This window comes from Rhodococcus sp. NPDC059234, from assembly GCF_042754225.1.
Taxonomy (GTDB): Bacteria; Actinomycetota; Actinomycetes; order Mycobacteriales; family Mycobacteriaceae; genus Rhodococcus_G.
Genome location: NZ_JBHZAH010000127.1, coordinates 1 through 13654 on the forward strand (window position 1 = coordinate 1; position 13654 = coordinate 13654).

A 13654-nucleotide genomic window follows, 5' to 3' on the forward strand; every position below is an offset into this window, starting at 1 on the left:
CCCTCGTAGAGCGGGAAGTCGAGGGCCAGCTTGGACACCCGGGCGCGCAGCGCCGGGACGTCGGCGCCGGCGCCTGCGGCCAGCGCGGTCGCGATGATGTCGGCGACCTCGGTGAACTCGGCGTCGCCGAAGCCGCGGGTGGCCAGCGCGGGGGTGCCGATGCGCAGACCCGACGGGTTCATCGGCGGGCGCGGGTCGAACGGGACGGCGTTGCGGTTGACCGTGATGCCGATCTCGTGCAGCAGGTCCTCGCCCTGCTGGCCGTCCAGCTCGGAGTGACGCAGGTCGACGAGCACCAGGTGCACGTCGGTGCCGCCGGTGAGCACGGAGATGCCGTTGCCCGCGACGTCGGCGCCGGTGAGGCGCTCGGCCAGGATCTTCGAGCCGGCGAGGGTACGGGCCTGACGGTCCTTGAACTCGTCGGTGGCGGCGATCTTCATGGCGACGGCCTTCGCGGCGATCGCGTGCATCAGCGGCCCGCCCTGCTGGCCGGGGAACACCGCGGAGTTCAGCTTCTTCGCCCACTCCTGCTTGGCGAGGATCATGCCGGAACGGGGACCACCGAGGGTCTTGTGCACGGTGGTGGACACGACGTCCGCGTGCGGCACCGGGGACGGGTGGAGGCCCGCGGCGACCAGTCCGGCGAAGTGCGCCATGTCGACCCACAGCTTGGCGTCGATCTCGTCGGCGATGGACCGGAACGCGGCGAAGTCGAGGTGCCGCGGGTAGGCGGACCAGCCGGCGATGAGGACCTGGGGACGCTCGGCGAGGGCGATCTCGCGGACCTTGTCCATGTCGACGACGTGGGTGTCCTCGCGGACGCCGTACGACGCGACCTGGTACAGCTTGCCGGAGAAGTTCAGCTTCATGCCGTGCGTGAGGTGACCGCCGTGCGCGAGGTCCATGCCGAGCAGCTTCTCGCCCGGGTTCATCAGGGCCATCAGCACCGCGGCGTTGGCCTGCGCGCCTGCGTGCGGCTGCACGTTCGCGAACTCCGCCCCGAAGACCTCCTTGGCACGCTCACGCGCCAGGTTCTCCACCACGTCGACGTGCTCGCAGCCGCCGTAGTAGCGACGCCCCGGGTAGCCCTCGGCGTACTTGTTGGTGAGCACGCTGCCCTGGGCCTGCAGCACCGCGCGCGGCACGAAGTTCTCCGACGCGATCATTTCCAGGGTGTCGCGCTGACGGGCCAGCTCACCGTTCATCGCCGCGGCGACCTCGGGGTCGAGTTCGGCGAGCGAAGCATTGTTGACGTCGGTGCTGGGCACAGCGGTCATCGAAGAATCTCCAAGGGAAGCCGGGCAGGGGCCCTACCAGTCTAGAACCGCGCGAACAGCACGAACTCGCGGGTCCTACCCACATTTGCGTCCCGGTGATCGAGATCACAGCCGCAGGAGCGCCGCACGGCCGGGTTAGCGTCCCAACGGGCCGCTCGGCCCGAGCCCGCTGCGACCGCCCAGGAGCGCCGATGACCACAGCCGCGACGACACTCGACGACCTGCTCGCCGAACGCGCGATCGCCCGCGTGCTGACGCGGATCGCGCGCGCGATGGACGACCGCGACTGGTCCGCCCTCGACGACCTCGTCCTCGCGGAGGCGACCGCCAACCTCGGCACCGGCGAGCTGACCGGCCGCGCCGAGATCGTCACCACCATCCGGGCGTTCCTCGACGAGTGCGGTCCGACGCAGCACCTGCTCGGCAACGTCCTGGTGGACGTCGACGGCGACACCGCCACGAGCCGTGCCTACGTCTGCGACCTGCACGTCGGCCAGGGTGACCGCGCCGACCTCACGTTCCAGACCCTCGGCGACTATCACGACGAGTGGGTACGCGGCGGCGGCGCCTGGCGGCTGGCCCGGCGCGTCAAGCACAACCGCGGACACGTCGGGTCCTTCGCCGCGCTCGGTCCCGGTCCGGAGGGCTGGTCACCGCGCGGCTGAACCCACGCCGACCGGTTCGCCGGTCAGCGCAGCGCGGACGGGATCAACGGCTCGTCGAGCAGCCGCCGGAACAGCTCCGCACGCTCGTCGACGCTCTCGCCGCGATCGAGCCACGCCCCGAGCAGTCGGTAGCCCTCGACGTAGGTGCTCGTGTACGCCCGCCACAGCGGCGAGGACAGGAACCGCAACGACTGCCTGGCCCGTTCCGGGCTCGCCAAGGTCCACCGCTGCAGGAACTCGGCGACCTCGTCGTGACTGCGCCCGCGGTCGTGCAGCAGCAGCGCCGCGTCCTGCCGGACCCCGAGCAGCTTGGCCGACGCCGTCGACAACGCCTCGGCGCGCTCCCCGTCGAAGCGCAGGCCCAGGTCGGCGTAGATCTCCTGGGCCCACAGGCCCCAGCCCTGACCCGGGGTCGCTCCGCCGGTCCCGCTCCCGTCGCCGACGATCGACGAAAGGGCCAGGTCGGCCAGCCCCTCGGCCATCAGGCACTGCGGGGTGTTCACCAGGAACAGCGTGTGTTCGGCCTGACCGGCACCTACCAGGCCGGCCTCCTTGCGGCAGTGCTCGGTGTGGTGACCGGGGTACGACTCGTGCGCGATCAGGTGCGGCAGATTCGCCATGTGCTGCTTGAGGTCCGAGTTGATCGCGACCCGGGACCGGTAGTCGCCGAGGTAGTAGTTGAAGCCCGACCACGGCTTGTCCCCCACCACCTCGTACTCCACGCGCTCGGTCTCGGGCAGCTGGTAGCGGCCGCGGACCAGATCCCGCAGCGCGCTGGAGAAGGCGTCCACGCACTCGGCGAGCCGATCCGGCGGGATCTCGTCGGCTGCGCGATGCGCCTGCAGCCGCTCGGCCAACGGCCGGGTCCGGTCACCCGCCAGCACCTCGTCCATCGCCCGGTGCGCTTCGCGGTAGTCGTCGACGCTGCCGGGCTCGATCCGGACGTCGAAGTAGGCGTGCACCTCGTCGACGAATCCGATCTGCTCACCGGCGAACTTGCGGGCCGAGCACTCGAGTGCCCGCAGGTGCACGTCGAGGAAGCCCGCCCGGTCCGCGGACAGATCGACACCCGGCAGTTCGGACCGCAGCCGGGCGGCCCGGGCCGCCAGCTCGCGCGGGTCCGGTGCGGGTGCGTTCTCGACCTTCCTGCGCAACGCGGGGTCGCCGGTGTAGGCGTCGACGAAGCCCTCCTCGATCCGGTCGAAACCGAGTCCGAGCAGCAGGTATTCGCGGACGAACGCGTCGGGGTCCATGCTGTTGAAGGGTAGTGCCCGGACCCGCCGATCCGGCGCGGTGTGTGGACGCGCACAATTCCAGCTATGCAGACCGAGTTCGGGGGACGCGAATGGCGCGGGTGAGCGAGAGCAGCCCCTACGTCGAGTTCGACCGCAAACAGTGGCGAACTCTGCGCAAGTCGACGCCGCTGGTCCTGACCGAGGAAGAACTCCTCGGCATGAGGGGCCTCGGCGAGCAGATCGACCTCGACGAGGTGGCGGAGGTGTACCTGCCGCTGTCGCGACTGATCCACCTGCAGGTGGCCGCGCGCCAACGCCTGTTCGCCGCGACCGCGACGTTCCTCGGCGAGAAGCACCCCGACCGTCAGGTGCCGTTCGTGATCGGTGTCGCGGGCAGCGTTGCGGTCGGCAAGTCGACCACCGCGCGTGTGCTGCAGGCGCTGCTGGCCCGCTGGGATCACCATCCGCGGGTCGACCTGGTCACCACCGACGGATTCCTGTACCCCACCGCGGAGCTGACCCGGCGGGGCATCATGCACCGCAAGGGATTCCCCGAGAGCTACGACCGTCGCAAGCTGCTGCGGTTCGTCACCGAGGTCAAGTCGGGCGCGGAAGAAGTTGCCGCGCCGGTGTACTCGCACCGGTCCTACGACGTGGTGCCCGGCCAGTACCACCTCGTCCGACAGCCCGACATCCTGATCATCGAGGGGCTCAACGTCCTGCAGACCGGGCCGCGACTGATGGTCTCGGACCTGTTCGACTTCTCGATCTACGTCGACGCCCGCATCGAGGACATCGAGCGCTGGTACGTCAAGCGCTTCCTCGCGCTGCGGAAGACCGCCTTCGCCGACCCGAACGCCCACTTCCACCACTACGCGGCGCTCTCGGACGAGCACGCCACCGTTGCGGCCGACGACATCTGGAACTCGATCAACCGGCCGAACCTGGTCGAGAACATCCTGCCGACCCGCCCGCGCGCGACGCTGGTACTGCGCAAGGACGCCGACCACTCCATCAACCGGCTGCGTCTGCGCAAGCTCTAGGCCCCGAAAAGGACACGGCCGACCGCGATCTCGCGGCTATCGAGCCGTCACGGCCCCGGACTGCGCGCGCTTGCGCCCGGAGTCGATCTCCTTCGTCAGGTCGCGGACGTAGCGCGCGAAATCGACCTGGATGGTGTGGCGCGGCGCCTCGTAGTACTGCTCGAGGCTCGCGGCATCGTCGGTCGCGATGACGCGGCGCATCTCCTCGGTCGTCGGCAGGGCGTACGACCCGTCGAGGATGCCCGCGATCAGCTTGCTCTGCTGCTCGGCCAGGTTCACGATGGTCGGCGACGCCTGGGCCAGTCCGGCGAAGAACAGGTTGGGCACACCCGGCGGCACGATCCTCTTGAAGAGCGGAAAACGGTGCTGCGCATCGGGCTGCAGCGACGGGTCGTCGAAGAACGGGAAGCTCATCTTGTAGCCGGTCGCGCAGACGACGACGTCGGCGGGCACGAGCCTGCCGTCCACCAGCCGCACGTGGTCACCCTCGAGCGCCTCGATCGCGGGCACACACGTCAGGTCACCCGACCCGGACTTGGCCAGGAAGTCGATGCTGACCGAGGGGTGCGCGCTGAGCGGCTCGTGGTCCGGCACGGGAAGGCCGTAGTCCTCCATCCGGCCCAGCGACTTCTTGATCTTGCGCCGGGCGATCGTGAGACCGAGCTTGCGCGGCATCCACGGCGGCATCATCATCTTGTCGGCCGGCTTGCCCTCGCGGTACTTGCTCAGGACCCAGACCCCGCGCCTCGCCGACACCCAGACGTGCTTGGCGATCGAGCGGTGCGAGAGCTCGGACGCGATGTCGAGCGCGGAGTTCCCCATCCCCACCACCACGACGTTCTTGCCGCGCATGTCCACGGGCTCGAACTGATTGACGTAGTCGTGACTGTGCAGGATCGGGCCGTCCAACGCACCCGGATACTCCGGCATCCGCGGATCCCAGTGATGCCCGTTGGCGACGACAAGCGCGTCGTACGAGCGTGTTTCGCCGTTGTCGAGGACGACCGACCAGGTTCCGTCGGCGGCGCGCCGGGCCGTCTCGACCCGCGTGCCGAAGGTGATCGTCTCGCGGAGGTCGAACTCGTCGACGTAGTCGCGGAAGTAACCGTGGATCAACGAGTGGTGCGGGAAGTGCGGCCAGTCGTCGGGCACCGGGAAGTCCTCGAACTGCAGTCGAGTCGACGAGGTGTCGATGTGCAGGCTCTCGTAGCAGGCGGAGCGCCCCGTCGGGTTCCGGAAGTACCAGTTGCCGCCGACGTCGTCGGACTCCTCGAAGCAGTCGTACGCGATGCCGTGATCCTTGAGCCGCTTGGCGGTCGTGAACCCCGAGCAACCGGCACCGATGATGCACACCGTGGGAGATGTCGACATTGGTTCCCCTCCGATCCGACAGCGCGACCCGTACGCACCACCGACCTGTGATGTACGCCATAAAACAGGATTCGCTGACACGCTGTCAAGCGAAACTTTCGACCCGAACTCATATGATCCGACCGGAGGTGTTGCGGTGAGCGAGACCACGGATCGACCCGACAGGAAGCCGACCAGCCGGGACGAGCAGAAGCGCCGAACGCGGGCGGCCCTCCTCGACTGCGCGCGCGAACTGTTCGAGGCGAACGGCTACGCCCGGGTGAAGATCGACGACATCGCCGCCGCCGCGGGCTGCAGCCGGGCGACGTTCTACCTGCATTTCACCAGCAAGGGCGACGTCCTGCAGAAGGTCGGCGAGGAGTCCCTCCCGCCGCGCGCGGCCACCGTCTACACCGATCTGGACCGGATTCTCGAGACCGGCTCCAGGGCCGAGTTCACCGCCTGGGTCGAACGCACCATCGACTGGTTCGAGGAGCATCGGGCGATCCTGCCCGCCTGGGACGAGGCGATGGCGCTCGAGCCCGGCTTCCGGGACATCGCGCGCGGCGCGTACGGGTCGTTGCCGAGTGCGATGCCGTCCTATCTCGCCCGGTGGGGCCCGGACGGGCAGACCGAGGCACGCCTGCGGATCGAACTGCTGGTCGCGCAGCTCGAGCGGTTCTTCACCCGCTGGGCGGTGCACGGCACGATCGAGATTCCGCGCGAGCTGGCCGCCGCGGTGCTCACCGACATCTGGTTCCCGGCGCTGACCGGGCCGTAGGACCAGGCTGCGAGACCGCGCCGACTAGGTGCCGAAGCGACGGTGCCGGGCCGCGTAGTCCCGCAGCGCCCGCAGGAAGTCGACGCGACGGAACTCCGGCCAGTACGCCTCGGTGAACCAGATCTCCGAGTACGCGCTCTGCCAGAGCAGGAACCCGGACAGTCGCTGCTCGCCGGAGGTCCGAATCACCAGGTCCGGGTCGGGCTGACCCGAGGTGTACAGGTGCCCGTCGATGCCTTCCACGCTCATCGCCTTGACCAGGTCGTCGCCGGACAGACCTGCGGCCAGCTTCTCGCTGAGCAGTGACTGCACGGCGTCCGCGATCTCCTGCCTGCCGCCGTAGCCGACAGCGACGTTGACGTGGGTCCCGGTCCGGCCGTCGGTACGGTCGGCGGCCTCGCGCAGGCGCCGCGCGGATTCCTCGGGCAGCAGGTCCAGGGTCCCGACGATCTTCACCGACCAGTTCTGGTCCGGCCCCGAGATCTCCTCGACCACGTCGGTGATGATCTCGAGCAGCGAGTCCAGCTCCTCGGCGTCGCGCCGCAGGTTCTCGGTGGAGAGCAGGTAGATGGTGGCCATCTCGATGCCGGCGTCGTCGCACCAGCGGAGCAACTCCGCGATCTTGAGCGCGCCCATGCGATGGCCGTGCGCGACATCGGTGAACCCGTTCTCCCGCGCCCAGCGACGATTGCCGTCGCACATCACCGCCACGTGCCGAGGCTGCTGCAGGCCTTCGAGCTGCCGAGTGAGCCGACGCTCGTAGATGCTGTAGAGCAGGTTCGACGGCTTCACCTGGACATCACCACGGGAGCCCACATTACGCCGGGCTCACGAGGTTCCGACGGGCACCGGTGTAATCGGCGTCTCACCCCGTACCGGCCGACTTCCGGTGCAGGTACAGTGGCCGACACCCGAACCTACGGAACCGTAGGTTCGCCGTCGGCGACCACGGGAGCAGCGAATGACCGCACTGGACCTCGACACGCCACCGGTCAAGCCGCGGCTGCGCGGCTGGATTCACCTGTGGGCGTTCGGCGTCGCGGTCGTCGCGGGCGCGGCGCTCGTCGTCCTCGCCGCGGGCGAGTCGGCCAGGGCCGGATTCGCCACCGCGATCTACGCGCTGACGGTCTGCGGGGTGTTCGGTGTGAGCGCGACCTACCACCGCGTGCACTGGCCGACCGTCCGCGCCCGGATCTGGATGAAGCGCGCGGATCACTCGATGATCTTCCTGTTCATCGCCGGCAGCTACACGCCGTTCGCCATGCTGGCCCTGCCCCCGAGCACTGGCAGGCCCCTGCTCGTGGTGGTGTGGGCGGGCGCGCTGGCGGGTGTCGCACTGAAGATGCTGTGGCCGACGGCGCCGCGCTGGGTCGGGGTGCCGCTGTACCTGCTGCTCGGCTGGGCGATCGTGCCGGTCGCCGGCCAGCTCGTGCGCGAGGTCGGCTGGGCTCCGCTGGTGCTGCTCGCGGTCGGCGGCGTGCTCTACAGCGTGGGGGCCGTCCTGTACGCCACCAAGTGGCCCGACCCGTGGCCCGCGACCTTCGGCCACCACGAGTTCTTCCACGCCGGCACCGTCGTCGCGGCCCTGTGTCACTACGTCGCGGTGTGCCTGGTGGTGTTCGGCTGACGTCGGCGCCGTTCACGCCTCGCCGCGGGTGAGTCCGATCAGCCGCCCCACCTCGGACGCGATCTCGTCGCCCCCGGCGGGCACGGCGCTGACGGCGTCGGTGCCACCGACGAGATAGCGACCGTCGTCCTCGAAGTCCATCCACTGCACGACCCGCCCCTCCGCGGTCGGCCGCCAGTCGAGCGCCGGGCCCGCGAACACGCCGATCTCGCCGAGTCCCGTTCGTGGGCGGGCGAAGAACTCGTCGCACGCCTCCTCGTGTCCGAGCCTGGCGGCGGGGAGCATCAGCGATCCGTCCGCCCCCGACCGTCGCCTCGAAATCGCGGACGCGACGCCGCGACCGGTGCCGCGCCGCGCCGACGGCAGCACCGCCGCGATGCGCGCCGCCACGCGGCCGGCCGGCACCGCCGACAGCACGACGTCGCCGCCGTCGTCGAGATCGGCGCCCTGGTCCTGGCGCGCGAGCGCTGCGCGCTCACCGGACACTCCCGCGTGCGCCCGCACCGTCGATTCGAGACCGCGGCCGTGAAAGCCGCACACCTCGACGCGCACGATCGGCGAGGCGAGCGCCGAGAGCGCGGCATGCAGGGCCTCGTCGAGGCGTGGCAGGACCCGCCGCGCGGCGGCCCGTCGCTGTTGCTGGAAGTCGTCCTCGGTCGCGGCCTCGCCGCGGAACCGCATCGGATACGGCAGCCGGTCGCGGCCGAGGTGCCGCCACAGCACGTCGAATTCCAGTGCGGTGAATCGCCACTGATCAGTCACGCCCGTAAGACGCACCGTCGCGACGATCGGTTCCGCCACCGGTCACCGCGTCGCGCCTACCGCGCCGGACGGCGTTCCCCGCGAGACTCGGCACCGAGGCCATGTTCCGCGCGCACGTCATGTCCCCCACCGCCAACCCGCCCGAGAAACCCGCGCCGTGGCAGGCCCGCGCAGGCGTTCGCCGCGGTCCGACCGCTCCGCGGTCAGCCCGACAGCACGTCCGCCAACTCCTCGGCCCCCGTCACCGGCCGGTCGCAGACGACGCCGCGGCACACGTACGCCGCGTCGGCGCCGTCGACGGGTGGGCGGTCGACGAGCAGCGGCACCGAGCCGGGGGTGCCCCCGATCACCACCGACCCGCCCGGCGCGGCCCGGCGCGCGACGGCGAGCAGTTCGGACCTCGGGTCCGTCGTCGAGACCGCCACCTGGAGCGGCCCACGCAGCGATGCCTCGGCGACCGCCAGCCAGTGCCCGGCCGAACGCGCGACCCTGGCCAGCAGCGGCGCCCCGCGGTCGAGGGTGTTCGCGGCGGCGAGTGCGTACCGGGACGAGAGTTCGGGTTCCGAGAGGGCGGCGGCAGCCAGCAGGGCCTCGGCAACCGAGGACGCACCGGAGGGGGTCGCCCCGTCGAACGGATCGCGAGGCCGGGCGATCAACCGCTCGGCGTCGTCCGCGGTGTCGAACCAGCACCCCGGCTCGTCGGGATCGGCGAAGTGCGCGAGCGCAAGTTCGACGACTTCCTGTGCGCGGGTCAGCCATTCGAGTTCCCCCGTGGCCTGGTGCAGGGTGAGCAGTCCGGTGGCGAGCGCGGCGTGATCGTCGAGCACCCCCGCCGCGTCGCCGACCACCCCGCCCAGCGACGCCCGGCGCAGCCGCCCGTCGACCAGGTGTTCGTCGAGGAGGTAGCGCGCGCAGTCGGCGGCGGCGGCGATCCAGTCGGGGCGACCGAGCCCGGCGCCGGCCTCTGCCAAGGCCGTCACGGCGAGGCCGTTCCAGGCCGTCACCACCTTGTCATCACGGCCCGGCTGAGGACGTCCGGACCGTGCGCGGAAGAGCCTGGTGCGCACGGACTCCCACCGCTCGGGGTCGTCGGGATCGGCGGGCAGCTGCAGCACCGAGGTGCCCGCCTCGAAGGTCCCCGCCGAACTGACCGCGAGCAGTCCGGCCGCCCAGATCCCGTCCTCGAACCCGAGCACCTCGACCAGCTGGTCGGGCGTCCACGCGTAGGTCAGTCCCTCGACGCCTTCGGTGTCGGCGTCCAGTGCGGACGCGAAGCAGCCGGTGGCCGTGCGCAATTCGCGCAGAATGAATTCCGCGGTCTCGGCCGCCACCCGCAGCGCCAGCGGGGTACCGGTGCGCCGGCCCAGGTGCGCGTACACCCGCAGCAGCTGGGCGTTGTCGTAGAGCATCTTCTCGAAGTGCGGTACCACCCACTCGGCGTCCACCGAGTACCGGGCGAATCCGCCCCCGAGCTGGTCGTAGATGCCGCCGCGGGCCATCGCCGACGCGGTCCGCTCGACGGCCGCCAGCACCGCGCCGTCGCCCGTACGCTCGTAGCCGCGCAGCATCCCCTCGAGCAGCGCGGACGGCGGGAACTTCGGCGCGCCGCCGAACCCACCCCGCTCGGTGTCCTCGTCCCGCAGCACCGTCGCCACGGCGGCACCGAGCAGGTCGGCATCGGGCGGCGCGGCCCCCGCCGGGACGCCCGCGGCGCCCGTCCGCAGTTCGGCGGTGATGGACGCCGACGCACGCTGCACGTCGTCGCGGCGCTCGCGCCAGGTCTCGGTGATGGCCTCGAGCAACTGGGCGAACGAGGGCATCCCGCCGCGCGGGGTCTGCGGGTAGTAGGTGCCGCAGTAGAACGGCTCGCCCGTCGTGGTGAGGAAACACGTCATCGGCCACCCGCCGTGACCGGTGGTCGCGACCGTCGCATTCATGTAGATCGCGTCCAGGTCCGGGCGTTCCTCCCGGTCAACCTTGATGCAGACGAAGTTCTCGTTCATGACCGCGGCGGTGGCCTCGTCCTCGAACGACTCGTGCGCCATCACGTGGCACCAGTGACAGGCCGAGTACCCGATCGACAGCAGGATCGGCACGTCCCGCTCGGCCGCCCAGGCGAGCGCGTCCGGCCCCCACTGATGCCAGTGCACGGGATTGTCGGCGTGCTGGCGCAGGTACGGACTGGTCGCCCCGCCGAGGGTGTTGCGTGAGCGGGCGTCCGAGTTCACCGCGGTCGCCTGCCTAGCTCGGTGCCTGGGTCGGCGGTTCCGGCTTGTTCGGCTCGTCCGGGGCGGTCGGCTCGGCGGGCGGAACCGCCGCGCCGCGATCGGTGCCCTCGTCGGCGGCCTGATCGGCCTCCGGGTGCTCCGGCTCGAAGGTCTCGGGGAGCTTGCGCAGCTGCCGGTTCATCGAGCGGATCAGCAGCACCGTGCCGGCCAGCAGCGCGAGGATCAGGACCAGCCCGACCGGCGAGGCCTTGCCGAACTCGGGGCCGGTGGGGGTGCCGGGGGTCTGCGCCAGCCAGTCGACCGTCGCACTTGCCAAAATCACTTCGTCTCCTCTTGATGGCCGGGTGCCACGCCGACGTGATCGATGCCGGCGAACAAGTCGTTCTCCGGAATCGCCGTGCGGACCCGGGTCTTCGCCAGCTCGAATTCCTCGGTCGGCCAGATCTTCTGCTGCATCTCGAGCGGCACCGCGAAGAAGGACCCGTTGGGGTCGATCTGGGTGGCGTGCGCGCGCAGGGCGTCGTCACGTTGCGGGAAGAAGTCACCGCAGGTGATCTGGGTGGTGACGCGGGCCATCAGGTCGCCCTGCTCGGTCTTCCACTTCTTGAGCCACTCGGCCATCGGGAACTCCTCGCCCCGGCGGTCGTACTCCTCCTGGAACAACTGCAGGCGCTTGCGGATGAACCCGTGCGAGTAGTAGACCTTCTGCACCTCCCACGGCTCCCCCACGTCGGGGAACCGCTCGGGGTCGCCGGCCGCCTCGTAGGCGGCCATCGACACCTCGTGGCAGCGAATGTGGTCGGGATGCGGGTAGCCGCCGTTCTCGTCGTACGTGGTGATCACGTGCGGCCGGAACTCGCGGATCACCCGCACCAGCGCCTCGGTGGACTCCTCGAGCGGCACCAGCGCGAAGCAGCCCTCGGGCAGCGGGGGCAGCGGATCGCCCTCGGGCAGTCCCGAGTCGACGAAGCCGAGCCAGGTCTGTTCGACACCGAGGATGCGCGCCGCCGCGGCCATCTCCTCCTTGCGAACCTCGCTGATCCGGTCGCGCACGCCTGGCACGTCCATCGCCGGGTTGAGGATGTCGCCGCGTTCGCCGCCGGTCAGGGTCACCACCAGCACGTCGTTGCCCTCGGCCGCATAGCGGGCCGTCGTCGCGGCCCCCTTGCTGGACTCGTCGTCGGGATGGGCGTGCACGGCCATGAGACGCAATCCGCTCACTGTGTTCCTTCACCTCAGCTTCGCCTGTAGCCATCGTCGGCCTGCCTGACAGCGTCGCCCCTCGACGCGTACCGCGCCAACGGGTCGCCGTTGTCCTTCCCCTATAGTTCCACCCGATACCTCCAGCGTCAGCCGTGGCCCCGCCCGGACCCCGCGGGGGTGCCCACCGGGTGGGGCAACTCGCCCGGACCGCTTCACGAGAGCTGAGCCGATGACCGAGACGCTGCCCGCCGACCGCTATCCGACGCCTACCCAGCGCAGCCTGCACGGGTCGCGGATCATGGCGATCGTTCTCACCATCGGGGTGGTCCTGCTCGGCACCGCGCTGGCGTACTACGCGTACAACAAGTTCGACAACAAGGACATCTCGACCAGCGTCATCTCCTACGACATCGTCAACGACTCGACGATCAACATCCGGTTCACCGTGACCCGCGACGAACCCTCCGAGCCCGCGGTCTGCATCGTCCGGGCCCGCTCCCGGGACGGTTCCGAGACGGGCCGCCGCGAGGTGTACGTGGCGCCGTCGGACAGTGGCACCGTCGACCTGACGACCTTCATCCGAACCTCCCAGGCGCCCGGCATCGCCGACATCTACGGCTGCGGCGCGGACGTCCCGGAGTACCTCGCCGGGAGCTGATCGGGCACACCACCGCCCGCCCGGGCTGCCTGCGGTCTCCGGGGCGAAATCCCAGCTCGTGCTAGAATACGTCGATACACGGTTCCGGTTGGAACCGTGTATTGCTGCATTTGCGTACTGCTGTGTGATTGCACAGCTGCAAGGCGGCAGGGTGCACTGCTCACATGACTGAGCCGACCGGGGGATCACATCAGCCGGGGGACCGCGCGCCTTGCCACCGCCGACCACTGGATTTCGGTGGTCCGTCCGGGGCGCCCGCAAGGGCTCCGACTACGAGGAGTGATCGAGCATGACCGAGACCCAGGTGACCTGGTTGACCCAGGAGTCCCACGACCGGCTCAAGAGCGAACTCGACCAGCTCATTGCGAACCGTCCGGTCATCGCAGCCGAGATCAACGAGCGGCGCGAAGAGGGCGACCTGAAGGAGAACGGCGGCTACCACGCGGCCCGCGAGGAGCAGGGCCAGCAGGAGGCTCGTATCCGCCAGCTCCAGGAGCTGCTCAACAGCGCCAAGGTCGGCGAGGCCCCCACCCAGTCCGGCGTGGCCCTGCCCGGTTCCGTCGTCAAGGTCTACTACGACGGCGACGAGTCGGACACCGAGACCTTCCTGATCGCCACCCGCGAAGAGGGTGCCCGCGACAACAAGCTCGAGGTCTACTCCCCGAACTCCCCGCTCGGCGGCGCGCTGCTCAACGCGGCGGTCGGCGACACCCGCGAGTACACGCTGCCGAACGGCAAGACCATGAAGGTCACGCTGCTCAGCGCGGAGCCGTACCACAGCTGAGCTGCCCCACACGACGAGGAAACCCCGGCCCGGGCATGCGC

Annotated in this window: 14 protein-coding genes; 6 read left to right on the forward strand and 8 right to left on the reverse strand. The window is 70.2% G+C overall.

The genetic code is table 11. The annotated features are described in order from the left end of the window. Positions 1 to 1277: serine hydroxymethyltransferase (gene glyA / locus ACFXGJ_RS20960; protein WP_378624176.1), on the reverse strand; the 1277-nt coding region annotated here is incomplete at its 3' end. A gap of 191 nt (positions 1278 to 1468) precedes the next feature. Here glyA and ACFXGJ_RS20965 point away from each other — a divergent pair. After that, entirely contained in the window at positions 1469 to 1942 is a 474-nt protein-coding gene (locus ACFXGJ_RS20965; protein WP_378624178.1) for a nuclear transport factor 2 family protein, read from the forward strand. A gap of 23 nt (positions 1943 to 1965) precedes the next feature. Here ACFXGJ_RS20965 and ACFXGJ_RS20970 read toward each other — a convergent pair whose 3' ends face one another. Next, positions 1966 to 3195 (reverse strand): DUF885 domain-containing protein, encoded by a 1230-nt coding sequence (locus tag ACFXGJ_RS20970; protein WP_378624180.1) that lies wholly within the window; start codon positions 3193 to 3195, stop codon positions 1966 to 1968. Between the two features lie 92 nt (positions 3196 to 3287). On the opposite strand from ACFXGJ_RS20970, the gene coaA reads away from it, so the two are divergent. Then, entirely contained in the window at positions 3288 to 4220 is a 933-nt protein-coding gene (gene coaA, locus ACFXGJ_RS20975; protein ID WP_378624182.1) for a type I pantothenate kinase, read from the forward strand. Positions 4221 to 4256: 36 nt separating this feature from the next. On the opposite strand, the gene ACFXGJ_RS20980 is transcribed toward coaA, so the two are convergent. Further along, the gene (locus tag ACFXGJ_RS20980) at positions 4257 to 5591 is read right to left on the reverse strand and encodes a flavin-containing monooxygenase (RefSeq protein WP_378624185.1); all 1335 of its coding nucleotides are present in this window, start codon (positions 5589 to 5591) and stop codon (positions 4257 to 4259) included. Between the two features lie 136 nt (positions 5592 to 5727). On the opposite strand from ACFXGJ_RS20980, the gene ACFXGJ_RS20985 reads away from it, so the two are divergent. Further along, positions 5728 to 6351 carry a TetR/AcrR family transcriptional regulator gene (locus ACFXGJ_RS20985; protein ID WP_378624188.1) on the forward strand — a complete coding sequence of 208 codons (624 nt, stop codon included), beginning with the start codon at positions 5728 to 5730 and terminating at the stop codon, positions 6349 to 6351. A 24-nt stretch (positions 6352 to 6375) separates the two neighbouring features. Here the strand turns inward: ACFXGJ_RS20985 and ACFXGJ_RS20990 are convergent, their stop codons facing one another. Continuing rightward, positions 6376 to 7143: an isoprenyl transferase gene (locus ACFXGJ_RS20990; RefSeq protein WP_378624190.1), complete on the reverse strand. Its 768-nt coding sequence runs from the start codon at positions 7141 to 7143 to the stop codon at positions 6376 to 6378. A 169-nt stretch (positions 7144 to 7312) separates the two neighbouring features. On the opposite strand from ACFXGJ_RS20990, the gene ACFXGJ_RS20995 reads away from it, so the two are divergent. Next, on the forward strand, positions 7313 to 7978 hold the full coding sequence (locus ACFXGJ_RS20995; RefSeq protein ID WP_378624192.1) for a hemolysin III family protein: 666 nt from the start codon (positions 7313 to 7315) through the stop codon (positions 7976 to 7978). Between the two features lie 12 nt (positions 7979 to 7990). On the opposite strand, the gene ACFXGJ_RS21000 is transcribed toward ACFXGJ_RS20995, so the two are convergent. The 4 genes from ACFXGJ_RS21000 to mca all read right to left on the reverse strand — a co-directional run bounded on the left by ACFXGJ_RS21000 (position 7991) and on the right by mca (position 12189). Next, positions 7991 to 8740 (reverse strand): ESX secretion-associated protein EspG, encoded by a 750-nt coding sequence (locus tag ACFXGJ_RS21000; protein WP_378624194.1) that lies wholly within the window; start codon positions 8738 to 8740, stop codon positions 7991 to 7993. A gap of 203 nt (positions 8741 to 8943) precedes the next feature. Continuing rightward, positions 8944 to 10968, reverse strand: coding sequence for a thioredoxin domain-containing protein (locus ACFXGJ_RS21005; RefSeq protein ID WP_378624196.1), 2025 nt, complete (start codon positions 10966 to 10968; stop codon positions 8944 to 8946). A gap of 13 nt (positions 10969 to 10981) precedes the next feature. Continuing rightward, the gene (locus ACFXGJ_RS21010) at positions 10982 to 11290 is read right to left on the reverse strand and encodes a hypothetical protein (protein WP_378624198.1); all 309 of its coding nucleotides are present in this window, start codon (positions 11288 to 11290) and stop codon (positions 10982 to 10984) included. Beyond that, positions 11287 to 12189, reverse strand: a complete 903-nt coding sequence (gene mca / locus ACFXGJ_RS21015) for a mycothiol conjugate amidase Mca (protein ID WP_378624200.1) — start codon at positions 12187 to 12189, stop codon at positions 11287 to 11289. Before mca ends, ACFXGJ_RS21010 begins: the two co-directional genes overlap by 4 nt. 211 nt (positions 12190 to 12400) lie before the next feature. Between mca and ACFXGJ_RS21020 the strand changes: the two genes are divergently transcribed. Both ACFXGJ_RS21020 and greA read left to right on the forward strand, forming a co-directional pair. Beyond that, positions 12401 to 12829 (forward strand): DUF4307 domain-containing protein, encoded by a 429-nt coding sequence (locus ACFXGJ_RS21020; protein WP_378624202.1) that lies wholly within the window; start codon positions 12401 to 12403, stop codon positions 12827 to 12829. A gap of 289 nt (positions 12830 to 13118) precedes the next feature. Beyond that, positions 13119 to 13613, forward strand: a complete 495-nt coding sequence (greA, locus tag ACFXGJ_RS21025; protein ID WP_378420177.1) for a transcription elongation factor GreA — start codon at positions 13119 to 13121, stop codon at positions 13611 to 13613. The last annotated feature ends 41 nt before the right edge of the window (positions 13614 to 13654 follow it).